Raw genomic sequence first — 23404 nt, forward strand, 5'->3', positions numbered from 1 at the left:
CGGCCTGTCCAGGGGCGCGGGGAACTGCGCGATCAGCCCCCGACCGGCCGCACCCGCCGATGCACCTCGCGTGGCAGACGCGTCCGCGGCTTGTCGTGGGCCGGCCGCGCAGTTCCCCGCGTCCCTTTCGAGGCCGGGGATCACCTGGCACCCGCCCAACCAGCGGAGCGCACACGCATGCGCTGACAGCGAACAGTTCCCTTTGCGGGATTCACCGGCGGAGCCACCGCGTTAGGGTCCATGAATACGAGGGCTGGGCTGTCGGCGAACGGCTCGGTCCCCGGAAGGGAAACGTGAAGACGGCCCGGCGCCGTCGTAAGACGAGCAGGTGGATACGTGACGAATCTGATGCCCTATGCCGCCGGCGAGCCTTCCATCGGTGGTGGCCTCGGCGACCAGGTCTACAACCGGCTGCTTGGCGAGCGGATCATCTTCCTCGGCCAGCCGGTCGACGACGACATTGCCAACAAGATCACCGCACAGCTGCTGCTCCTTGCCGCAGACCCGGACAAGGACATTTTTCTGTACATCAACAGCCCCGGCGGCTCGATCACGGCCGGCATGGCTATCTACGACACCATGCAGTACATCAGGAACGACGTGGTGACCATCGCCATGGGCCTCGCTGCCTCGATGGGCCAGTTCCTGCTGAGCGCGGGCACCCCCGGCAAGCGCTTCGCGCTGCCGAACGCCGAGATCCTGATCCACCAGCCCTCCGCCGGCCTGGCCGGCTCGGCCTCGGACATCAAGATCCACGCCGAGCGGCTGCTGCACACCAAGAAGCGCATGGCGGAGCTCACCTCCCAGCACACTGGTCAGACCGTCGAGCAGGTGACCCGCGACTCGGACCGTGACCGCTGGTTCGACGCCTTCGAGGCCAAGGAGTACGGCCTCATCGACGACGTCATGCCGACGGCCGCCGGCATGCCGGGCGGCGGCGGTACCGGGGCGGCCTGAGAACCGAAGACGGCAGCAGGGCCACAGGGTGCTCCCCGGAGCCCCTGAAGCCCGCCGGGGGAGCCCCTGAGCCTCCCGGGGCCGTCAGCGCCCTTCCCAGTCCCTCCAGCCCACCGCCCCAGCCCTCTTTCCAGGAGACACCGTGAACGACTTCCCCGGCAGCGGCCTCTACGCCCGCACCGAGGCCGAGTACACCGGCCCCCGCGCCGAGTCCCGCTATGTCATCCCCCGCTTCGTCGAGCGCACCTCGCAGGGCATCCGTGAGTACGACCCGTACGCGAAGCTCTTCGAGGAGCGGGTGATCTTCCTCGGTGTGCAGATCGACGACGCCTCCGCCAACGACGTCATGGCGCAGCTGCTGTGCCTGGAGTCGATGGACCCCGACCGGGACATCTCGGTCTACATCAACAGCCCCGGCGGCTCCTTCACGGCGCTCACGGCGATCTACGACACGATGCAGTTCGTGAAGCCGGACATCCAGACGGTCTGCATGGGCCAGGCGGCCTCCGCCGCCGCGATCCTGCTGGCCGCCGGTACGCCGGGCAAGCGCATGGCGCTGCCGAACGCCCGCGTCATGATCCACCAGCCGTACAGCGAGACGGGCCGTGGTCAGGTCTCCGACCTCGAGATCGCCGCCAACGAGATCCTCCGGATGCGTGCGCAGCTGGAGGACATGCTGGCCAAGCACTCCACCACGCCGATCGAGAAGATCCGCGAGGACATCGAGCGCGACAAGATCCTCACGGCCGAGGGCGCGCTGTCGTACGGCCTGATCGACCAGATCATCTCCACGCGGAAGATGAACAACGACAACGTCCGCTGACCGCGGAAAGGCTGTATTGTCTGCCGCCCCTTGGCATGGTTGGCACCGTTTGACCCAGTGCACGACAGGGTGCACGCCAAAGCGAACCCTGCCAAGGGGGGCCCGAACGAGGGGCCCGGCAAGGTACCGTCGACATAAGGCAGCACCAGGAGTCGCTGGATTTCAATTGTCCAGGCGTCTCCCATGGCGAAGGGGAAGCACACCGTGGCACGCATCGGTGACGGCGGCGATCTGCTCAAGTGCTCGTTCTGCGGCAAGAGCCAGAAGCAGGTCAAGAAGCTCATCGCAGGGCCCGGTGTGTACATCTGCGACGAGTGCATCGACCTCTGCAACGAGATCATCGAGGAGGAGCTCGCCGAGACCAGCGAGGTCCGCTGGGAGGAGCTCCCGAAGCCTCGCGAGATCTACGAGTTCCTCGAGGGCTATGTGGTCGGCCAGGAGGCGGCCAAGAAGGCCCTCTCCGTCGCGGTGTACAACCACTACAAGCGGGTCCAGGCCGGTGAGAACGGCGGCGGTCAAAGCCGCGAGGACGCCATCGAGTTGGCCAAGTCCAACATCCTCCTGCTGGGCCCCACGGGCTCCGGCAAGACCCTCCTCGCGCAGACCCTCGCGCGCATGCTGAACGTCCCGTTCGCGATCGCGGACGCGACGGCGCTGACGGAGGCGGGCTATGTCGGCGAGGACGTCGAGAACATCCTGCTGAAGCTCATCCAGGCGGCGGACTACGACGTCAAGAAAGCCGAAACAGGCATCATCTACATCGACGAGATCGACAAGGTCGCGAGGAAGAGCGAAAACCCCTCCATCACCCGCGACGTGTCGGGCGAGGGCGTGCAGCAGGCCCTGCTGAAAATCCTGGAAGGCACCACGGCGTCGGTCCCGCCCCAGGGCGGCCGTAAGCACCCCCACCAGGAATTCATCCAGATCGACACGACGAACGTCCTGTTCATCGTGGGCGGCGCCTTCTCCGGTCTGGAGAAGATCATCGAGTCCCGGGCCGGCGCCAAGGGCATCGGCTTCGGTGCGACGATCCGCTCCAAGCGCGAGCTGGAGTCCAAGGACCAGTTCGAGGCCGTCATGCCGGAAGACCTGGTGAAGTTCGGCATGATCCCGGAGTTCATCGGCCGCCTGCCCGTCATCACCTCGGTCCACAACCTGGACCGCGAGGCGCTGCTCCAGATCCTCATCGAGCCCCGCAACGCGCTGGTGAAGCAGTACCAGCGCCTCTTCGAACTCGACGGCGTGGAGCTCGACTTCGAGCGCGAGTCCCTGGAAGCCATCGCCGACCAGGCCATCCTCCGCCAGACCGGCGCGCGCGGCCTGCGCGCCATCATGGAGGAAGTCCTGATGTCGGTCATGTACGAGGTCCCGTCCCGCAAGGACGTGGCCCGAGTCGTCATCACGGCGGACGTAGTCCGCTCGAACGTGAACCCGACCCTGATCCCACGGGATGCAAGGGGGCGAGGGCCGGGGGAGCAGAAGACGGCGTAGCCCGTACGCGTGAACGAGGAAGAGGGCACCCTGGCTGGGCGCCCTCTTCTGGCCGTTCTTGTTTGGATTCAAGACAAGCTTGTCGGCCTTTGGTGTCATGCCTCCGTCGTTGATCTTCTTGCCGAGCACAAGGACGACCTTGAGCTCAGCGTGAGACGGAGGAACGAGGGATGAAGATGAAGCGCTTGTTGGCGGCACTGAGCGTGGTCGCGGCTGCGGGAGTCGTACCGGTGGTGACGGCAGGTACAGCGCATGCTTCCCCATTCGACTGCGTGGAGTACCTCAAAGACAAGGGCTACAGGGTCGGACCTGTTGTGACAAAGGCGTGCGGTAAGGGGGGAGGGATCCTTAGCCCCAGTACCGCCTGCATATTTGACCTCCGAGGCGTTCGTGTGTCGGCTAGTCATGCTGTGGAGGCCTGTGCTCGGGTCTGAGCAAACGACACAGGGGCGTCCCGCAGGCCCGCGGGACGCCCCTGTGTGAACCCGTCAGATCTTGACGCGGACCGCCTCGCGCAACTTCGCCGTGGTCTCCGCGGCAGTGGACTGCTCCGTCGCCTTCTCGGCCATGATGCTCGCCAGGTCCATCGGCATCACCATGCCCACCGTGCTGTAGTCGCCCCAAACGCAGAATGACAGGTTCATCACGCTTGGACCATCGCTCGTGCCGCCGTCGGTGGGCTCCATCTTGGCGTCCTGGCACTTGAGGACCGCGCCGTCGGCGGAGTCGTACGACGTCGGGTCACCGACCATGGTGACCTTCACGTCCTCGTCATCCTTCCCGGACTGGGACGCCATGTGGTCCAGCATGGCGTCGACGACCTTCTCGGGGTCCTCGATCTCGCCGTAGACGCCGCTGAAGTGAAGCTGCTTCTGCGACATCGGGTTGCTCTCGTTACCGGACGCGTACGAGGCGCTGACGTCCTTGGGGTCGGTAACTCCCCACTTCTCGGCGTCCTTCACGTCACTGTCGGACAGGGCGCCGCCACCGCTGTCGTTCTTCTTGTACTCACTGAGCACAGTCGCCGGCGTAGTCAGCTTGTGCGGCCCGTCATCCGCGATGTCCGCTCCGCCACCCCCGCCGATCACGAAGTACGCCCCCACCGCCACCGCCGCCACCACGGCCACCGCGCCGAGGATGATGCCGACCTTCTTGCCGCCGCCACCGCCGGAGACGGGGGGCTGGGGCACGGTCGGGTAGGGCTGCTGCTGGCCGTACGGGGCCTGGGGCTGGCCGTAGGGCGGGGTCTGGGGCGGGACGCCCTGGGGGGTCTGCTGGGGGTAGCCGTAGCCGGGCTGCTGCGGGGGCGCCTGCTGCGGGTAGCCATAGCCGGGCTGGGGGGCGGCCTGGGGCGGCTGCTGACCGTACGGTCCGGGCTGCTGGGGCTGCCCGCCGTACGGGCCCGGCTGGTTGTAGCTCATGTTCTGGGTTCCCCTCCAGATACTTATGTGGTTCCGACATCCTCGCGTAGCCACGAGGTGCGCAAAGCACCGGGGGGCACACCGTTACGGAAGAATCGGGTTTCGGGACCACCCCGTGACACCCCTAAACTGGGCGGGTGACCGAGAACGCTCAGCAGCAGCCTCCAGCGCCCGCCACCGATCTGCCGACCCAGTACGCGCCGGCCGATGTAGAGGGGACGCTGTACGAGCGCTGGGTAGAGCGTGGTTACTTCGCGGCCGACGCCAAGAGCGACAAGCCCGCGTACACCATCGTCATCCCGCCGCCGAACGTCACCGGCAGCCTGCACCTCGGGCACGCCTTCCAGCACACCCTCATGGACGCCCTCACCCGCCGCAAGCGCATGCAGGGTTACGAGTCCCTGTGGCTCCCCGGCATGGACCACGCCGGCATCGCCACCCAGAACAAGGTCGAGCAGCAGCTCGCCGAAGAGGGCAAGTCCCGCCACGACTTGGGGCGCGAGGAGTTCGTCGAGCGTGTCTGGCAGTGGAAGGAGGAGTACGGCGGCAAGATCCTCGGCCAGATGCGCCGCCTGGGCGACGGCGTCGACTGGGACCGTGAGCGGTTCACCATGGACGAAGGCCTGTCCAAGGCCGTCCAGACCATCTTCAAGCGGCTCTACGACGACGAGCTGATCTACCGCGCCGAGCGCATCATCAACTGGTGTCCGCGGTGTCTGACGGCCATCTCGGACATCGAGGTCGAACACCAGGAGGACGCCGGCGAGCTGGTCTCCATCCGGTACGGCGAGGGAGACGACTCTCTCGTCGTCGCCACCACCCGGGCCGAGACGATGCTCGGCGACACCGCCGTCGCCGTCCACCCGGACGACGAGCGGTACCAGCACCTCATCGGCAAGCAGATCAAGCTCCCGCTGACCGATCGCACCATCCCGGTCGTCGCGGACACCCACGTCGATCCGGAGTTCGGCACGGGCGCCGTCAAGGTGACCCCGGCGCACGACCCGAACGACTTCGCGATCGGCCAGCGCCACAACCTGCAGTCCATGACGATCATGGACGAGCACGGAATCATCACCGTCCACGGCCCCTTCCTCGGCCAGGACCGCTTCGAGGCCCGCTCGGCCGTCGTCGGCGCACTGCGCTCGCAGGGCCGGATCGTCGCCGAGAAGCGCCCGTACACGCACTCCGTCGGCCACTGCTCCCGCTGCAAGACCACGGTCGAGCCCCGTCTGTCCATGCAGTGGTGGGTCAAGGTCGCGCCCCTGGCCCAGGCCGCGGGCGACGCGGTCCGCGACGGCCGGGTCAAGATCCACCCCGAGGACATGTCGAAGCGCTACTTCGACTGGGTCGACAACATGTACGACTGGTGCATCTCGCGCCAGCTCTGGTGGGGCCACCGCATCCCCGTCTGGTACGGCCCGAACGGCGAGACGGTCTGCGTCGGCCCCGACGAGGAGCCGCCCGGCACGGAGGCCGAGGGCTGGACCCAGGACACCGACGTCCTGGACACCTGGTTCTCCTCCGGCCTGTGGCCGTTCTCCACGCTCGGCTGGCCCGAACAGACCGAGGACCTGCGGAAGTTCTACTCGACCGACGTCCTGCTCACCGGCCACGACATCATCTTCTTCTGGGTCGCCCGGATGATGATGTTCGGCCTGTACGCCATGGACGGCGAGGCCCCCTTCAAGACCATCGCGCTGACCGGCCTGGTCCGCGACGAGCGCGGCAAGAAGATGTCGAAGTCCTTCGGCAACGTCGTCGACCCGCTCGACTGGATGGACAAGTACGGCTCCGACGCGCTCCGTTTCACCCTCGCGCGCGGCGCCAACCCGGGCACCGACGTCCCGATCGGCGAGGACTGGGTCCAGGCCTCCCGTAACTTCGCCAACAAGATCTGGAACGCGACCCGCTTCGCGCTGATGAACGGCGCGACCGTCGAGGGCGCGCTGCCGGACGCGTCGAGGCTCTCGGCGACCGACCGCTGGATCCTCGCCCGCCTCAACGAGACGGTCGAGCAGGTCGACGCGTACTACGAGGACTTCCAGTTCGCCAAGCTCAGCGACGCCCTGTTCCACTTCGCGTGGGACGAGGTCTTCGACTGGTACGTCGAGCTGTCCAAGACGACGTTCCAGGCGGGCGGCGAGGCGGCGCAGGTCAGCCAGCGCGTCCTGGGCGAGGTCCTGGACGTCACACTGCGGCTGCTGCACCCGGTCATCCCGTTCGTCACGGACACCCTGTGGACGACGCTGACCGGCGGCGAGTCCCTCGTCATCGCCGACTGGCCCAAGGACAGTGGCTTCCGCGACGACGCCGCCGAGCGCGAGATCGAGCTGGTCCAGCAGGTCGTCACCGAGGTCCGCCGGTTCCGCGCCGACCAGGGCCTCCAGCCCGGCCAGCGCGTCCCGGCCCGCCTCACCCTCGACGGTACGGTCCTGGCTCCGCACGACGCCGCGATCCGTCAGCTCCTCCGCCTCCAGCCCGAGGGCGAGGGCTTCTCGGCCACCGCGACCCTGCCGGTGGCGGGCGCCGAGGTCGCCCTCGACCTCTCCGGTGTCATCGACGTCGCCGCCGAACGCAAGCGCCTCGCGAAGGACCTCGCGGCGGCCGAGAAGGAGAAGGCCCAGGCCACGGCCAAGCTCGGCAACGAGGCATTCCTCGCGAAGGCCCCGGACCAGGTCGTCGACAAGATCCGCGGCCGCCTCACCAAGGCCGACGAGGACATCGCCCGGATCGCCGCCCAGCTGGACCGGCTGCCGAAGGCGTAGCCGTTCATACGTAGGCGAAGGCCCCGGTGCTGTCAGGCGCCGGGGCCTTCTGCTGGGCGGGGTGGGTTTCGCTCACCGGCGCTCACCGGGCGCCGCCTGCGCCCACCCGTGCCGCCCCGGGCGGCACGACTGCCCGCAGCTGTGACCGCCGGGTTTCCAGGGGCGCGGGGAACTGCGTGATCAGCCACGTACGACCGGCAGTCGCCGTACTGCGGGTACCCCCGAGCTACAAGGCGCCGGATCCGTAGACTGACCCCGTGAGTGAACGCAGTGAGCAGCAGCCAGAACCGATCGACCCGTTCGAGGAGATCATCGCCGCCGAGACGGACCGTGACCCGGACCTCGCGGTGATCGAGGCCGGCAGCCGCACCCTGCGTGCCCAGGGCGGCGCGCCGGAGGCCGACGTACCGTCGCGGCCCACCGACCCGGCCGTCGACAAGGCGCTGCGCGAGGTCGAGACGGAGTTGGCGACCCGCTGGGGCGAGACCAAGCTGGAGCCCTCGGTCAGGCGGATCGCCGCGCTGATGGACATCCTGGGCGAGCCGCAGCGGTCGTACCCCTCCATCCACATCACCGGCACCAACGGCAAGACGTCCACCGCCCGCATGATCGAGGCCCTCCTCGGCGCCTTCGAACTGCGCACCGGCCGGTACACATCCCCGCACGTCCAGTCGATCACCGAGCGCATCAGCCTCGACGGCGCCCCCATCTCCGCCGAGCGGTTCATCGAGACGTTCGAGGACATCAAGCCGTACATCGAGATGGTCGACTCCCAACAGGAGTACCGGCTCTCCTTCTTCGAGGTGCTGACCGGCATGGCGTACGCCGCCTTCGCCGACGCGCCCGTGGACGTGGCCGTCGTCGAGGTCGGCATGGGCGGCACGTGGGACGCCACCAACGTCATCGACGGGGACGTCGCCGTCGTGACCCCCATCGACCTCGACCACACCGACCGGCTCGGGACGACGCCCGCCGAGATCGCCGTCGAGAAGGCCGGGGTCGTCAAGCAGGACGCGACCGTGATCCTGGCGCAGCAGCCGGTGGACGCGGCGCAGGTGATGCTGAAGAAGGCCGTGGAGGTCGACGCGACGGTGGCCCGGGAGGGCCTGGAGTTCGGCGTCGTCTCCCGGCAGGTCGCCGTCGGCGGGCAGATGCTCACCCTGCGCGGCCTCGGCGGCGAGTACCCCGGGGTCTATCTCGCGCTGCACGGCCCGTACCAGGCGCACAACGCGGCCGTCGCCCTCGCCGCGGTCGAGGCGTTCTTCGGCGTCGGCTCGCAGCGCCCGGAACCGCTCGACCTGGACACGGTCCGCAAGGCGTTCGCGGCGGTCTCGGCACCGGGACGGCTCGAAGTCGTACGGCGGTCCCCGACCGTCGTGCTCGACGCCGCCCACAACCCGGCGGGCGCGCGGGCCACGGCCGAGGCCGTCGGCGAGGCGTTCGACTTCAGCCGGCTGATCGGCGTGGTCGGGGCCAGCGGCGACAAGAACGTACGAGGTCTCCTGGAGGCCTTCGAGCCGATCTTCGCCGAGGTCGTGATCACGCAGAACTCCAGCCACCGGGCGATGGACGCCGACGAGCTGGCCGGGATCGCGGTCGAGGTGTTCGGCGAGGAGCGGGTGCAGGTCGAGCCGCGGCTGCCCGACGCCCTGGAGGCGGCGATCACGCTCGCCGAGGAGGAGGGCGAGTTCGCGGGCGGTGGCGTCCTGGTCACCGGTTCCGTCATCACCGTCGGCGAGGCCCGGCTGCTGCTGGGGAAGGGCTGAGTTCCACGACATGCGTACCCTCTGTGCTTCGACCCTGATCGGCGAGTTCTTCGTGATCGGATTGGCCGGGCTGGTCGCCATGAAGGATCCGGATCTGACCATGTCGACGGTCTGGACGGTCAGCGGCATCGCCATGTTCCTGTGCGTCCTGCTGTGCGGCCTCGTCACCCGGCCCGGCGGCATCCAGCTCGGCTGGGCCCTCCAGATCGCGCTGATCCTCTCCGGCTTCTTCGTCCCGACCATGTTCTTCATGGGCGCGGTCTTCGCCGCTCTGTGGTGGGCCTCGGTCCACTTCGGGCGGAAGATCGACGAGGCGAAGGCCCGGTTCGCGGCTCAGGGGGAGTCGCCCGCCGGGGCTTCCTGACGCTGCGTAACGCGCTGTCGGCGTGGCCCTGTAGCCTCTGAGCTCCGCACCCGTGTGAAATGAAGGAGTCACCACCGTGAGCCAGCGCACCCTCGTCCTGCTCAAGCCCGACGCCGTCCGGCGTGGCCTGACCGGCGAGATCATCAGCCGTATCGAGCGGAAGGCCGGCTGGCAGATCACCGCGCTGGAGCTGCGGACCCTGGACCAGGACACGCTGGAGCAGCACTACGGCGAGCACAAGGGCAAGCCGTTCTACGAGCCGCTCGTCGAATTCATGGCCTCCGGGCCGGTCGTCGCGCTGATCGTCGAAGGCGAGCGCGTCATCGAGGGTGTACGGGCGCTGGCCGGCCCGACCGACCCGATCGCCGCGCAGCCCGGTTCCATCCGTGGTGACTACGGCGTCATCGTGCGCGAGAACCTGATCCACGCGTCGGACTCCGAGGAGTCGGCCGAGCGCGAGCTGAAGATCTTCTTCCCCGGGCGCGCGTAGCAACGTCCGTGACGGCGGGGGCCGGTGAGTCGTCTCGCCCCCGCCACCCTTACTCTTCTGGCAACACTCGGCCACCACCCACACGGCCTACCCCTGCCTGACCTGCCAACCCACCGAAAATCCGGCCGTACAACGGCATATGCGCGGCGATCGGGGGAACGCACACCCCTGATGGATCGTCTCCAGAGGCGAGGCGGCGCATCGCATGCCCACAATGGCGAAGACCCTCGCGCAGTGTTCGTGCGGGCGAGACTACGATGTAAGCCTTCACGTCACAGCACCCACTTCGCCGACCTGAAAAGCCTGAAAAGCTCTCAAAAGCCGTCAGCGCTCCACTTGGGAAGGCCACACGAATCCTGATGGGGAACTCAATGTCGTTCATCGGCCGTGACATGGCTGTCGACCTCGGGACCGCCAACACGCTGGTGTACGTCAGGGGTCGCGGGATCGTACTGAACGAGCCGTCCGTCGTCGCGATCAACACCAACACCGGTGGAATTCTCGCGGTCGGCGCGGAGGCGAAGAAGATGATCGGGCGGACGCCGGGCAACATCGTTGCCGTACGTCCGCTGAAGGACGGTGTCATCGCCGACTTCGAGATCACCGAGCGGATGCTCCGCTACTTCATCCTGAAGATCCACAAGCGGCGGTATCTCGCCCGTCCTCGGGTCGTCGTCTGCGTGCCGTCCGGCATCACCGGTGTCGAGCGTCGCGCCGTCATCGAGGCGTCCTCCCAGGCCGGCGCCCGTCAGGTGCACATCATCGAGGAGCCCATGGCCGCGGCCATCGGCTCCGGCCTGCCGGTCCACGAGGCCACGGGCAACATGGTGGTGGACATCGGCGGCGGCACCACGGAGGTCGCGGTCATCTCCCTCGGCGGCATCGTCACCGCCCAGTCCATCCGCGTCGCGGGCGACGAGTTGGACAACGCGATCATCCAGCACATCAAGAAGGAGTACTCGCTCCTTCTCGGTGAGCGGACGGCCGAGCAGATCAAGATCACGATCGGTTCGGCGTACGACCTCGACGCTGACGAACACACCGAAATCCGCGGCCGGGACCTGGTGTCCGGGCTGCCCAAGACCGTCGTCATCTCCGCCGCGGAAGTGCGGAAGGCGATCGAGGAACCCGTCAACGCCATCGTCGATGCCGTCAAGACGACCCTCGACAAGTGCCCGCCGGAACTCTCCGGCGACATCATGGACCGCGGCATCGTCCTCACCGGCGGCGGCGCCCTGCTCCGCGGTCTCGACGAGCGGCTGCGCCGTGAGACCGGAATGCCGATCCATATCGCCGAGGACCCGCTGGACAGTGTGGCGCTCGGCTCCGGCAAGTGCGTCGAGGAGTTCGAGGCGTTGCAGCAGGTGCTCGACGCCCAGCCCCGCAGATGACGTAACACTTCGATTCCGCCGTACGGGACGTTCTCCTCTCGTGCGGCGGATCGTTGATATTGAGGCATAAGCTCCCACAAAGCGCCCCTGTCGTTCCCGCCTCGGGATTCCCAGGGGCTACCCGAATTCCCCAATTCCTGTCGAATTCCTATGAGGAAGGCACGGCCGCCGCACGTGAGGGACACACGAGAGAGCCGGCTGCTCCTGGTGCTGCTGATCGCCGTCGCGTTCGCGCTGATCACGGTGGACATCCGCGGCGGGGAGGAGTCACCGGTCGACGGTGCCCGACGTGCCGCCGCCACCGTCTTCGGCCCGATCGAGGACGGGGTGTCGACCGCCGTCGACCCGATCGGCAACGCCATAAGCGCAGTCCGCGACTCCGGCTCCCGCCACGACCGCCTCGCCGCGCTGGAGAAGGAGAACGCCGAGCTGAAGGCGTCCCTCGGCAGCGACGACCGCAACCGCAGCAGAGTCGACCAGCTCGACAAGATGCTGAAGACCGCCGCGAACGGCCAGTACGGCATCAAGGGCGCCGAGGTCATCGCCATAGGAGCGGCCCAGGGCTTCTCCTGGACCGTCACCATTGACATCGGCACCAACGACGGCATCACCCGCGACATGACCGTCCTCAACGGCGACGGGCTCGTCGGCCGCGTCACCACCGTCGGACCGAACACCGCGACCGTGCTCCTCGCCAACGACCCCGACTTCACCGTCGGCACCCGTATGGAGGCCACCGACGAACTCGGCTTCGCCTCCGGCCAGGGTGACCGCCCGCTGCGCGTCGAACTCCTCAACGGCAAGGCCAAGGTGAAGGCGGGCGACCGCCTCGTCACCTTCGGTTCGCAGGCCGACAAGCCGTTCGTACCCGGCGTCCCGGTCGGTGTCGTCTCCCGCGTCGACCCCTCCGGCGGCGATCTCACCCGCACGATCTACGTCAAGCCGTTCGTGGCCTTCACCCAGCTCGACATCGTCGGCGTCGTCGTCCAGCCGCCCCGCAAGGACCCGCGCGACACCGTCCTGCCGAACAAGCCGAAGGCCACGCCCACGCCGACCGTGACGGTGACGGTCACGCCGGGCGCGGACGAACCCGGTGAAGGCGCCGACGGACAGCCGCAAGAGCAGTAGGACGTAGGACAGTAGGAGCTGAACCCCTCATGCGTTTCAACCGGATGCTGCTCTCCACCACCCTGGTGATCGTCGCCCTGGTGATCCAGGTGAGCGTCCTCGCCAGACTCCATCTCCCGGGCGCCGTACCGGACCTGGTGCTCCTCACCGTGCTCGGCCTCGCCCTGGTCTACGGCCATGTCGGCGGCGCCCTCGTCGGCTTCGGCGCCGGGCTGCTGTCCGACCTCGCGCCACCCGCGGACCACGCGGCCGGGCGGTACGCCCTGGTCCTCTGCGTCATCGGCTACCTGGCCGGCCTTGCCAAGCCCGAGACGGGCCGGCTCAAGTCGGCGACGGGTCCGATGGCCGTGGTCGTCGTCGCCGCGCTCGGCGCGACGCTCCTCTACGCCGGTGTCGGCGCCCTCGTCGGCGACGACGCCGCCCGCCATGTCGGCCTGCCCAGCCTGCTGTTCACCGCCGCGCTCTACGACCTGCTGCTCGCCCCCTTCGTCGTTCCCGGCGTCATGGCGCTCGCCCGGCGCGCCGAGAACGACCCGCTCGCCGAGACCAACAGCGCCGGCAAGGCGTCCGACGTCTCCTCCGGATGGCTCTCCTCCGGCACCGGCCTGCGCATCGGCAACCAGCGCGGCGGACTCCGCATCAAGGCCGCGCGATCGCGGATGGCCAGGGCGGGACGCATCAAGGGGGTCAAGCGGCTGTGACGGTACGGCACATGACACCTGGGCCGGATGCGGGAACCGATCACAGCCGAGCGGTGTACCCCATGTACCAGCACCACGCGCACCACCCGTACACGCACCACCCGCACACGCACTGAGAGGGGGAGACAGGCAGTGACCAACATCCCGGAGACCGGGCGGACCCCACGGGTCCAGATCCGGCTCATCATCATCCAGATCCTCGTCTTCTCCCTCCTCGGCACCCTCGGCGGCCGCCTCTGGTACCTCCAGATCCGCGAGGGCGACGCCTACGCCAAGGAAGCCTCGGGGAACCACGTCCAGCAGGTCGTGCAGCCCGCCGTGCGCGGCTCGATCCTGGACGCGCGCGGAGTGCCGATCGCCGACAACGAGACCCGGCTGGTCGTCTCCGCCTCCCGCACCGACCTGCTGAAGATGGACGACGACGGAAAGGCCGTCCTCACCAAGCTCGCCGGCGTCCTGGACATGAAGCCCCAGGACGTCATGGACAAGGTCCGGCTCTGCGACTCCGAGACGCCCCAGCCCTGCTGGAACGGCTCGCCCTACCAGCCGATCCCCATCACGGACGAGGCCACCGCCAAGCAGGCCCTGCAGATCCGCGAGCGCTCCGAGGACTTCCCCGGCATCACCGCCGAACCCCAGGCCGTCCGCCGTTACGCCGGCCCCGGCGGTTCCCAGACCTCACAGGTGCTCGGCTATCTCTCGCCGGTCACCGACGAGGAGATCACCAAGGCCCAGGACACCGAATCGCCGTATCTCCGCTCCGACCAGGTCGGCCGCTCCGGCCTGGAGCGCCAGTACGACAAGGAGCTGCGCGGCAAGGCCGGCGTCACCCGGTACGAGGTCGACAACCTCGGACGCGTCATCGGTGAGGCCGAGGCCGACCCCGCCGAGCCCGGCGCCAACCTGGTCACCAGCGTCGACGCCCGCGTGCAGCGCATCGCCGAGTACGAGCTCAACGAGGCGATGAAGGAAGCCCGCAAGCAGATGGACCGCAACACGGGGACGAACTACAAGGCCGACTCCGGTGCCGTCGTCGTGATGGAGGCCAAGACCGGCCGCGTCGTCGCCATGGCGTCCAACCCGGACTACGACCCGAACGCCTGGGTCGGCGGCATCTCCGCCAAGGACTACGCCAAGCTCACCGGCAAGAAGTCCAACTACCCGCTGCTGAACCGCGCGATCCAGGGCCAGTCGGCCCCCGGCTCCATCTTCAAGGTGGTCCCGACCGCCGCCGCGGTGAACGCCGGCTACTCCTTCAACGGCCCCTACGAATGCTCCAGTTCGTACTCGATCGGCGGCCAGGTCTTCAAGAACTTCGAGTCCCAGAGCCACGGTGGGATCAGCCTCGGCAAGGCGCTGGAGGTTTCCTGCGACACCGTCTTCTACCGCCTCGCCCACGAGGAGTGGAAGCGCGACGGTGGCATCAAGCCCAATAAGGGCGCCAACGACTGGTTCTACAAGACCGCCCACCAGTTCGGCCTTGGCGCCGAGACCGGCATCGACCTGCCGAACGAGGTCACCGGCCGCATCCCGGACCGCCAGTGGAAGCAGGACTACTGGAAGGCCAACAAGGACGCCTGGTGCAAGTACGGCAAGAAGGGCGGCACGTACGCCGAGCAGATCGCGTACGAAAACTGCCTCGAAGGCAACCGCATGCGCGCCGGTGACTCGGTCAACTACTCCATCGGCCAGGGCGACACTCTCGTCACTCCCATCCAGATGGCCACCATCTACGCGGCCATCTCCAACGGCGGCACCCTCTACGACCCCACCGTCGGCAAGGCGATCATCAGCGCCGACGGCAAGAACGTGCAGGAGATCGCACCCAAGTCGCACGGCAAGCTGCCGATGACGAAGAAGACCCAGGACGAGATAGACGAAGCCCTCGAGGGAGTCGCGACCCGTGGTACGGCCGCCTGGCGCTTCCAGGGCTGGCCGCAGGACGAGATCCCGATGCACGCCAAGACGGGTACGGCCGAGGTCTACGGCAAGCAGACGACCTCCTGGTTCGCCACGTACACCAAGGACTACTCGATCGTCATGACGATCTCCCAGGGTGGTACGGGCTCCGGCGCCTCGGCCCCCGCCGTGCGCAAGCTCTACAACGCGCTGTACGGCGTCTCCGAGGACGGCAAGATCGACAAGAGGAAGGCGCTGCTGTCCACCCCGCAGAAGGGCTTGCCGAAGATCGAGACCGACGGCTCGATCGACGCCCCGAAGCTGGACTCCTATCCGCCGAAGAAGACCGAGAAGGAGGCCGCGGAGGACGACACCCAGGCCGTCGCCGCCGGGCCGGGTGCCCAGCCGGTGTGGGTCGACGGCCCGGCGGCGATCGTCAGTACGCGCGGCGGCAGCGGCAACCGGGCCGCACGCCGACGAACGGACCGCGGCCGACGGCGTACGGGCGGCGGCAGAGACCGTCGCGGGAGCGGCAAGGGGCGGAGGACGTCCGTATGACCGGCAACAGCTTCTCCGTCTCCGGGTACGGGCCCGAACGCTCCGGCTGGACCCGGCTGTTCGCCCGTGACTCGCTCGCCCGCCGGCTCGACTGGCCGATACTGTTCTCGGCCATCGCGCTCTCCCTGATCGGCGCGGCCCTCGTCTACTCGGCGACCCGCAACCGCACCGAGCTCAACCAGGGCGACCCGTACTACTTCCTCTTCCGGCACCTGCTCAACACCGGCATCGGTTTCGCCCTGATGATCGGCACGGTCTGGCTCGGCCACCGCACCCTGCGCACGGCCGTACCGATCCTGTACGGCATCTCGGTCCTGCTGATCCTGCTGGTGCTGACCCCGCTGGGCGCGACCATCAACGGCGCCCACGCGTGGATCGTCATCGGCGGAGGCTTCTCGCTCCAGCCCTCCGAGTTCGTGAAGATCACGATCATTCTGGGCATGGCGATGCTGCTGGCGGCCCGGGTGGACGCGGGCGACAAAGCCCACCCCGATCACCGCACGGTCGTCCAGGCCCTCGGTCTCGCTGCCGTCCCGATACTGATCGTCCTGCTCATGCCCGACCTCGGCTCGGTCATGGTCATGGTGGTCATCGTGCTGGGCGTCCTGCTCACCTCCGGCGCGTCCAACCGGTGGATCTTCGGCCTCATCGGCACCGGAGCGATGGGCGCGATCGCCGTCTGGCAGCTCGGGGTGCTCGACGAGTACCAGATCAACCGCTTCGCGGCCTTCGCCAACCCCGAGCTCGACCCGGCCGGCGTCGGCTACAACACCAACCAGGCCCGCATCGCCATCGGCTCCGGCGGACTGCTCGGCACCGGGCTGTTCAAGGGCTCGCAGACCACCGGACAGTTCGTGCCCGAGCAGCAGACCGACTTCGTCTTCACGGTGGCGGGGGAGGAGCTGGGGTTCGTGGGCGCAGGGCTGATCATCCTGTTGCTCGGTGTCGTCCTGTGGCGGGCCTGCCGGATCGCCCGCGAGACCACCGAGCTGTACGGCACGATCGTCGCCGGCGGCATCATCGCCTGGTTCGCTTTCCAGGCCTTCGAGAACATCGGAATGACCCTCGGCATCATGCCGGTGGCAGGACTGCCACTGCCGTTCGTGTCGTACGGCGGCTCGTCGATGTTCGCGGTGTGGGTGGCGGTGGGATTGCTGCAGTCCATTCGCGTGGAGCGCCCCATGTCGGCGTAGGCAAGGGCAGGTGACGCCGAGGCGAACGGTAGTTGTCAGCCGTTCAACAAGTTGGGGCTCTGCCCAGGGAGGCGAAGTAGGACTAGATTCATTTTATGGCGGACATCAAGCGCGAGATCGAGCGGAAGTACGAGTCCGACGAGAGCGGCCTGCCCGACCTCACCGGTGTGGCCGGGGTCGCGACCGTCATAGACAAAGGCGTGGCGGAGCTGGACGCCGTCTACTACGACACCCCGGACGAACGCCTCGCCGCCGCCTCCATCACCCTGCGTCGTCGCACTGGGGGCAGTGACGCGGGCTGGCATCTGAAGATCCCGGTCTCGCCGGGTGTACGGGACGAGATCCGGGCCCCGCTCTCCGACACGCTGCCCGACGATCTCGCGGGACTGGTGCGTTCCCGGGTCCGGGAGGCCGAGCTGATCCCGCTGGTCCGGCTCCTCTCCACCCGCGACGTCAGCGACCTGCTCGACGCGGACGGCACTTTCCTCGCCGAGGTCAGCGTGGACGCCGTGGTCGCCGAACGGCTCACCGAGGACGGCCGGACCGCCCAGTGGTCCGAGATCGAGGTGGAACTCGCCGACGACGGTGACCCGGCCTTCCTCGAGAAGGTCGACAAGAAGCTGCGCAAGGCGGGTGTACGGCCGTCCGACTCACCGTCGAAGCTGGCCAGGGCCCTCCAGGAGACGGCACCGAAGAAGAGCAAGAAGAAGGACAAGAAGCAGGGCAAGGCCGAGGCGCCGGGCGAGCCCGTCACCCCCGGCGACCACGTCCTCGCCTACGTCCGTGCCCAGCGTGACGCGATCGTCGAGCTCGATCCCGCCGTCCGCCGTGACGTCTTCGACTCCGTCCACAGCATGCGGGTCGCCACGCGCCGGCTGCGCAGCACCTTCAAGTCGTTCGGGAAGGTCCTGGACCGTGCCGTCACGGACCCGATCGGCGAAGAGCTGAAGTGGCTGGCGGGGGAGCTGGGCGTCGACCGTGACCAGGAGGTCCTGACGGAGCGGCTCACCGAGGCGCTGGACGGCCTCCCGGAGAGCCTGGTGACGGGCCCGGTCCGTGCGCGGCTGCGCACCTGGGCGGACAAGGACGGCGGTACCGGCCCCCGGCCCGAGCTGATCGACGCGCTGGACGGACAGCGGTATCTGGACCTGCTGGACTCCCTCGACGCCGTGCTCAAGGACCCGCCGTTGCTCGAGGCCGCCGGGGGCGATCCCGAGAAGGTGATCACCAAGGCGGTCAAGAAGGACTTCGGCAAGGTGGCGGCCCTGGTCGAGGAGGCCCTGGCGCAGCCGCCGGGCACCGACCGCGACCTGGCCATGCACGAGGCCCGCAAGAAGACCAAGCGCACCCGGTACGCGGCCGAGGCGGCGGGCCCCCTCCTCGGCAAGCCGGCCAAGGCAGTCGTCAAGGACATGAAGTCCCTGCAGACCCTCCTCGGCGACCACCAGGACAGCGTGATGACCCGCGAGGCCCTGCGCGACCTCGCCCAGCAGGCCCATGCGGCGGCGGGGGAGAGCGCCTTCACGTACGGACTGCTGTACGGCAGGGAGGAGCGGCGGGCGGAGCTGGCGGAGGGGGCGCTGCCGGAGACCTGGGCGAAGATCAGCGCCGACATGCCCTTCTGACGGCCGGGCTTCCGGCGCCCACGGTCGGGCGTGCAGCGATGACGGCCGGGCCTGTGGCGCTCTGCCGGTGACTGGGCGTGCGAGGGGTGTCTCCGGGGGCGTTACGCTAGATGGTCACCCCTGTCAGCTCACGAAGGTAACCCCCGCGATGTCTGTCGAGTCGGTCTTCCCACAGCTCGAGGCCCTGCTCCCGCATGTGCAGAAGCCGATCCAGTACGTGGGCGGTGAACTCAACTCCACCGTCAAGCCCTGGGAGTCCTGCGACGTCCGCTGGGCGCTCATGTACCCGGACGCGTACGAGGTCGGTCTGCCCAACCAGGGCGTCATGATCCTCTACGAGGTACTGAACGAGCGCGAAGGCGTCCTCGCCGAGCGCACCTACAGCGTGTGGCCCGACCTCGAACAGCTGATGCGCGACAACGGCGTGCCGCAGTTCACGGTGGACAGCCACCGTCCGGTGAAGGCCTTCGACGTGTTCGGCCTGTCCTTCTCCACAGAGCTGGGCTACACGAACATGCTGACCGCCCTGGACCTGGCCGGGATCCCCCTGGAGTCCAAGGACCGCACGGTCGACGACCCGATCGTGCTGGCCGGCGGCCACGCGGCCTTCAACCCCGAGCCGATCGCCGACTTCATCGACGCGGCGATCATCGGCGACGGCGAGCAGGCCGTGCTCGACATGACCGAGATCATCCGCGCCTGGAAGGCCGAGGGCCGTCCCGGTGGCCGCGAGGAGGTCCTCTTCCGCCTCGCGAGGACGGGCTCGGTGTACATCCCGGCGTTCTACGACGTCGAGTACCTCCCCGACGGCCGCATCGGCCGCGTCGTACCGAACAAGTCGGGCGTCCCGTGGCGCGTGTCCAAGCACACCGTCATGGACCTGGACGAGTGGCCGTACCCCAAGCAGCCCCTCGTCCCGCTCGCCGAGACGGTCCACGAGCGCATGTCCGTGGAGATCTTCCGCGGCTGCACCCGCGGCTGCCGCTTCTGCCAGGCGGGCATGATCACCCGCCCGGTCCGCGAGCGGTCGATCACCGGCATCGGCGAGATGGTGGAGAAGGGCCTGAAGGCGACGGGCTTCGAGGAGGTCGGCCTGCTCTCGCTGTCGAGCGCCGACCACAGCGAGATCGGCGAGGTCGCGAAGGGCCTCGCGGACCGCTACGAGGAGGACAAGATCGGCCTGTCCCTCCCCTCCACCCGCGTGGACGCCTTCAACGTGGACCTGGCGAACGAGCTGACCCGCAACGGGCGCCGGTCCGGCCTGACCTTCGCCCCCGAGGGCGGCTCGGAGCGCATGCGCAAGGTCATCAACAAGATGGTCTCCGAAGAGGACCTGATCCGGACGGTCTCCACCGCGTACGGCAACGGCTGGCGCCAGGTGAAGCTGTACTTCATGTGCGGTCTTCCGACGGAGACGGACGAGGACGTCCTCCAGATCGCCGACATGGCGATGAGGGTGATCGCCGAGGGCCGCAAGGTCTCCGGCCAGAACGACATCCGCTGCACCGTGTCGATCGGCGGGTTCGTGCCGAAGCCGCACACCCCGTTCCAGTGGGCCCCGCAGCTCTCCGCCAAGGAGACGGACGCCCGGCTGGAGAAGCTCCGCGACAAGATCCGCGGCGACAAGAAGTACGGCCGCTCCATCGGCTTCCGCTACCACGACGGCAAGCCGGGCATCGTCGAGGGCCTGCTCTCCCGCGGCGACCGCCGCATCGGTGCCGTGATCCGCGCGGTCTACGAGGACGGCGGCCGCTTCGACGGCTGGCGCGAGCACTTCTCCTACGACCGCTGGATGGCCTGCGCCGACAAGACCCTCCCCGCCTTCGGCGTCGACGTCGACTGGTACACCACCCGGGAGCGCACCTATGAGGAGGTCCTCCCCTGGGACCACCTCGACTCCGGTCTCGACAAGGACTGGCTCTGGGAGGACTGGCAGGACGCCCTCGACGAGACCGAGGTCGAGGACTGCCGCTGGACCCCGTGCTTCGACTGCGGCGTGTGCCCCCAGTTCGACACATGGCCACAACTGAGCGAGAGCGGCAAGAAGCTGCTGCCGCTGTCGGTGAAGAAGACGGCGCCTACCAGCTGAAACGGTCCCTGGGATGAGCGGTGAGGCGCTGCGACGCATCGCGGTTGCGTTGGCGGACGTGACTGAAGAGGAGGCTGCCGCTGTGCTTCGCGGGCTTGGTGCTCGCGGCGGGCGGCAGCGGGCCTCACGGGATGCACCTAGGACGCCGCTGCCGCCTCCTGGGGGTTCTTCGCGGGTTCTGTCCGAGGTGGAGTGGGTCTGAGACGGTGCCGGTGACCGAGCGCTTCGGAGGTGCCCGTGTCGGGCGGTACTGACTTCGACGGTGACGGTGCGGCTGCGGGGCTCCGGCCCGCGCGGGATGTACCTGTGGACCGTCAGTCGGTGCGCCGTGCCATGAGGGTCGATGTTCGGGGTGCTCACATCGGCTTGGTGGTTACCGCCATTGCGGTAGCTGTCGTCGCCACCCTTGGAAGCTTCGGACGGGCATGGATGGTCGTGGGCTGTTTCGGTGCCTGGTACTCCATGGCGTTGCTGGTTGTGCATCTGCGCGATTGGCGTGGTTGGAACGCTGTGCGGCGCGCGTACGTGGTTACGTTCGGCTGGGGCGACTACATCACGCCATGAAACGGCATGGCGCTGTCGGCTTTGCAAGTGACCCGCAGCTCCCTCCTGAGACTTTCCTGCAGCCTGTTGCTTCTGGGGTGGCAAGGAGGCTCTTGAGTGCTGGGAGACCGGTGGCGCATGGCATGTGCAGCGCAGTGGCCTGAACAACCTTTACCAGCGTGCGATGGCCCTCTCCTTGGCATGAGTTAGTTACTGCTGCCGAGGTCGAGAGGCGACTTAAGGGTCGTTCGCACGCTGAAAAATCCTAGAGCTGCAAGAACCTTGGTGGTCGTGGTTACCTCGGTCGGGCGTGCGAACGATCACGAGCCACATCGAAAGCGAGATAGTGATCGTGGACGACGACGGTACGGAGGGACCGTTTGACTCCGCGTCCTGGTCTGAGTGAGACGAGAAGCCGCCTCCCTTGACTCTCGGGAGGCGGCTGCGCATGCGTACTGGCTGGGCGGTCTCAGAAGGCTTCCGCGAAGTCGTCTTCCTTGAGCACCAGGCGGTCTCGCACATCCCTGGGGATCATGAGTTTCATATGGATGCTCGGGGCGCGTACGCCCTGGACCTTGGTCCGCTTGATCTTGCACTTCACGCCGACGCGAAGAAGATCGGCAGCCATGGCCTCCATGCCGCCCTCCTCCCAGTGGGCCCGGAACGACTTGCCGTTGTGCACGGCAACCCATCGGTCGTTGGTGGACTCGGGGTCGATGGCCTCCAACTTCTTGATCAGGTCGTCGAGAGTCTCCTCAGCCCTCTCCTTGGTGAACCTGGTCTTCGTGAAGCGCCCACCGGGCTCAAGGCCAGCCATGTAGTAACTGATGGACTCTTCCAGCTGCTTCAGTTCCTTACGTGCTTCGGCGCCTTGGTGGTACTCGCGCACCATGACCGGCTCGTCCCCGAGGACCCTCAGCACGTCGTCGACGAGCTGACCGTAGATCTCCTCCGGGTTGGGTGCGCCCTGGCCCCCGCTCCGGCACTTGCCGCACCGCAGGTACTCGTACGACCTGCCCTTGTTGCTGGTCTTCTGCACGGTCATGTTGGTGCCGCAGTCCTCGCAGAGAAGGACACCAAGGAACTTCGTCGCTCCATCGGGGTTGCGCGTCGGCTGGTTCTTCCCACGCCTGTCCAAGGCCTTCTGAAGGCTCTCGAACTCTTCCTCGGTGAAGACGGGATCTGCTACGCGGATGGGCTTCCCGTCGTTGCCCAGGATGAGCTTCGATCGACGTACGCCTCCGTTCTTGTTCTCTTCCACGCGGTACCCCAGGAGAGCGGCGTTCCTGAGGCGACGCAACAGCGTGGCCGCCGTCAGTCCAGGCCCGCAGAGACCCGCTCGCACAAGCACCTTGACCATGCGCCGAGCGGAGGCGGGCCGCTCCCGCAAGGTGGCCTGGCGGCACCAGTGCAGCGCCCTGTACGCGTCGCGGTCGATGACGAGAACGGTCCTGTCGTTCTTGTTCTTGCTCGTCGCGTAGCCGTACGCAGGCTTGCCCACAAGCCAGTCGCTCTGCGTCTTGGTGTAGTCCCAGAGACTCGTGACGCGAGTGCTCGTGTTGGTCGCCTCGATCTCGGCGATACCGCCGATGACCGTGACCATGATCTTTCCAGCCGTCGTGGTCAAGTCGATCGAGTCGTACTTGGAGACGAGGTTCTTCCCGTACTTCAGGCACCAGTCGATCATGACGCTGAGATCGGAGAGTCGTCGTACGAAGCGGTCGAGCTTCCAGAACAGGATCTCGTCGAACTCCGGCGCCCGGTTGTTCAGCCATTCCCCGAGTGCCTTGCGCTTCCACGGCGGAACCTTCGTCGCCGACACGTTCAGGTCGCTGGCGACACCGACCACGCGACAGCCCCGTTCCCTGGCCAGCATGCGGAGGTCGAGTTCCTGCCGTACCGGCGACGTCGTGTCGTCGGTGAGCACTGACAGGCGAACGGACAGGAGCGCGCGCGGGGCGTCGTCAGGTAACAGGGCCTCCGCCTGCTTCAGCTCTTCCAGAAGGGCAAGGTCCGCCGCCTTCCACTCCGTCTCCACGTCGTACTGCCGCTGTGCTGCTGCTGGCGTCCCATCTCGCTTCGTCATGTCGCCAGGCTGTCAGATTTAACTCTGTTGGTCTATTGCTTCAGATGGACACGCACATCCAGATCGGGCCGACGGGGAAGAAGCTGCTGCCGCTGTCGGTCGTGAAGTAGT

The 23404-nt window shown here is 67.7% G+C and carries 16 protein-coding genes; 14 read left to right on the forward strand and 2 right to left on the reverse strand.

Features of this window, described 5'->3' with window-relative positions; translation table 11 throughout:
- The first annotated feature begins 348 nt into the window (after window positions 1-348).
- From ACFU53_RS17145 to clpX, 3 genes are all read left to right on the forward strand, one after another.
- The gene (locus ACFU53_RS17145) at window positions 349-957 is read left to right on the forward strand and encodes an ATP-dependent Clp protease proteolytic subunit (RefSeq protein WP_326585827.1); all 609 of its coding nucleotides are present in this window, start codon (window positions 349-351) and stop codon (window positions 955-957) included.
- Window positions 958-1099: 142 nt separating this feature from the next.
- Window positions 1100-1780 carry an ATP-dependent Clp protease proteolytic subunit gene (locus tag ACFU53_RS17150; protein WP_383992276.1) on the forward strand — a complete coding sequence of 227 codons (681 nt, stop codon included), beginning with the start codon at window positions 1100-1102 and terminating at the stop codon, window positions 1778-1780.
- Between the two features lie 204 nt (window positions 1781-1984).
- Window positions 1985-3271, forward strand: coding sequence for an ATP-dependent Clp protease ATP-binding subunit ClpX (gene clpX, locus ACFU53_RS17155; RefSeq protein ID WP_383992356.1), 1287 nt, complete (start codon window positions 1985-1987; stop codon window positions 3269-3271).
- 488 nt (window positions 3272-3759) lie between these two features.
- Here clpX and ACFU53_RS17160 read toward each other — a convergent pair whose 3' ends face one another.
- Window positions 3760-4692 (reverse strand): hypothetical protein, encoded by a 933-nt coding sequence (locus tag ACFU53_RS17160; RefSeq protein ID WP_383992279.1) that lies wholly within the window; start codon window positions 4690-4692, stop codon window positions 3760-3762.
- A gap of 137 nt (window positions 4693-4829) precedes the next feature.
- On the opposite strand from ACFU53_RS17160, the gene ACFU53_RS17165 reads away from it, so the two are divergent.
- From ACFU53_RS17165 to ACFU53_RS17215, 11 genes are all read left to right on the forward strand, one after another.
- On the forward strand, window positions 4830-7460 hold the full coding sequence (locus ACFU53_RS17165; RefSeq protein WP_383992282.1) for a valine--tRNA ligase: 2631 nt from the start codon (window positions 4830-4832) through the stop codon (window positions 7458-7460).
- A gap of 257 nt (window positions 7461-7717) precedes the next feature.
- Window positions 7718-9226, forward strand: coding sequence for a bifunctional folylpolyglutamate synthase/dihydrofolate synthase (locus ACFU53_RS17170; protein WP_383992285.1), 1509 nt, complete (start codon window positions 7718-7720; stop codon window positions 9224-9226).
- Window positions 9227-9236: 10 nt separating this feature from the next.
- Window positions 9237-9590, forward strand: coding sequence for a DUF4233 domain-containing protein (locus ACFU53_RS17175; RefSeq protein ID WP_383992288.1), 354 nt, complete (start codon window positions 9237-9239; stop codon window positions 9588-9590).
- Window positions 9591-9666: 76 nt separating this feature from the next.
- Entirely contained in the window at window positions 9667-10080 is a 414-nt protein-coding gene (gene ndk / locus ACFU53_RS17180) for a nucleoside-diphosphate kinase (protein ID WP_383992291.1), read from the forward strand.
- Between the two features lie 371 nt (window positions 10081-10451).
- Entirely contained in the window at window positions 10452-11471 is a 1020-nt protein-coding gene (locus ACFU53_RS17185; protein WP_004931372.1) for a rod shape-determining protein, read from the forward strand.
- 174 nt (window positions 11472-11645) lie between these two features.
- Complete coding sequence (gene mreC / locus ACFU53_RS17190) at window positions 11646-12599, forward strand: rod shape-determining protein MreC (protein ID WP_383992294.1); 954 nt, start codon at window positions 11646-11648, stop codon at window positions 12597-12599.
- A 29-nt stretch (window positions 12600-12628) separates the two neighbouring features.
- On the forward strand, window positions 12629-13300 hold the full coding sequence (gene mreD / locus ACFU53_RS17195; RefSeq protein WP_383992297.1) for a rod shape-determining protein MreD: 672 nt from the start codon (window positions 12629-12631) through the stop codon (window positions 13298-13300).
- Window positions 13301-13432: 132 nt separating this feature from the next.
- Entirely contained in the window at window positions 13433-15757 is a 2325-nt protein-coding gene (gene mrdA, locus ACFU53_RS17200; RefSeq protein ID WP_383992299.1) for a penicillin-binding protein 2, read from the forward strand.
- Window positions 15754-16950, forward strand: a complete 1197-nt coding sequence (rodA, locus tag ACFU53_RS17205) for a rod shape-determining protein RodA (protein ID WP_383992302.1) — start codon at window positions 15754-15756, stop codon at window positions 16948-16950. Before mrdA ends, rodA begins: the two co-directional genes overlap by 4 nt.
- Window positions 16951-17045: 95 nt before the next feature.
- A complete protein-coding gene (locus ACFU53_RS17210) occupies window positions 17046-18575 on the forward strand; it encodes a CHAD domain-containing protein (protein WP_383992305.1) in 1530 nt (509 codons plus the stop codon).
- A 148-nt stretch (window positions 18576-18723) separates the two neighbouring features.
- Complete coding sequence (locus ACFU53_RS17215) at window positions 18724-20664, forward strand: TIGR03960 family B12-binding radical SAM protein (protein ID WP_383992308.1); 1941 nt, start codon at window positions 18724-18726, stop codon at window positions 20662-20664.
- A 1012-nt stretch (window positions 20665-21676) separates the two neighbouring features.
- Here ACFU53_RS17215 and ACFU53_RS17220 read toward each other — a convergent pair.
- Window positions 21677-23293 (reverse strand): recombinase family protein, encoded by a 1617-nt coding sequence (locus tag ACFU53_RS17220; protein ID WP_383992311.1) that lies wholly within the window; start codon window positions 23291-23293, stop codon window positions 21677-21679.
- Window positions 23294-23404 lie beyond the last annotated feature (111 nt).

Origin of the sequence: Streptomyces sp. NPDC057474 (genome assembly GCF_042802555.1) — a bacterium.
Lineage (GTDB): Bacteria > Actinomycetota > Actinomycetes > Streptomycetales > Streptomycetaceae > Streptomyces.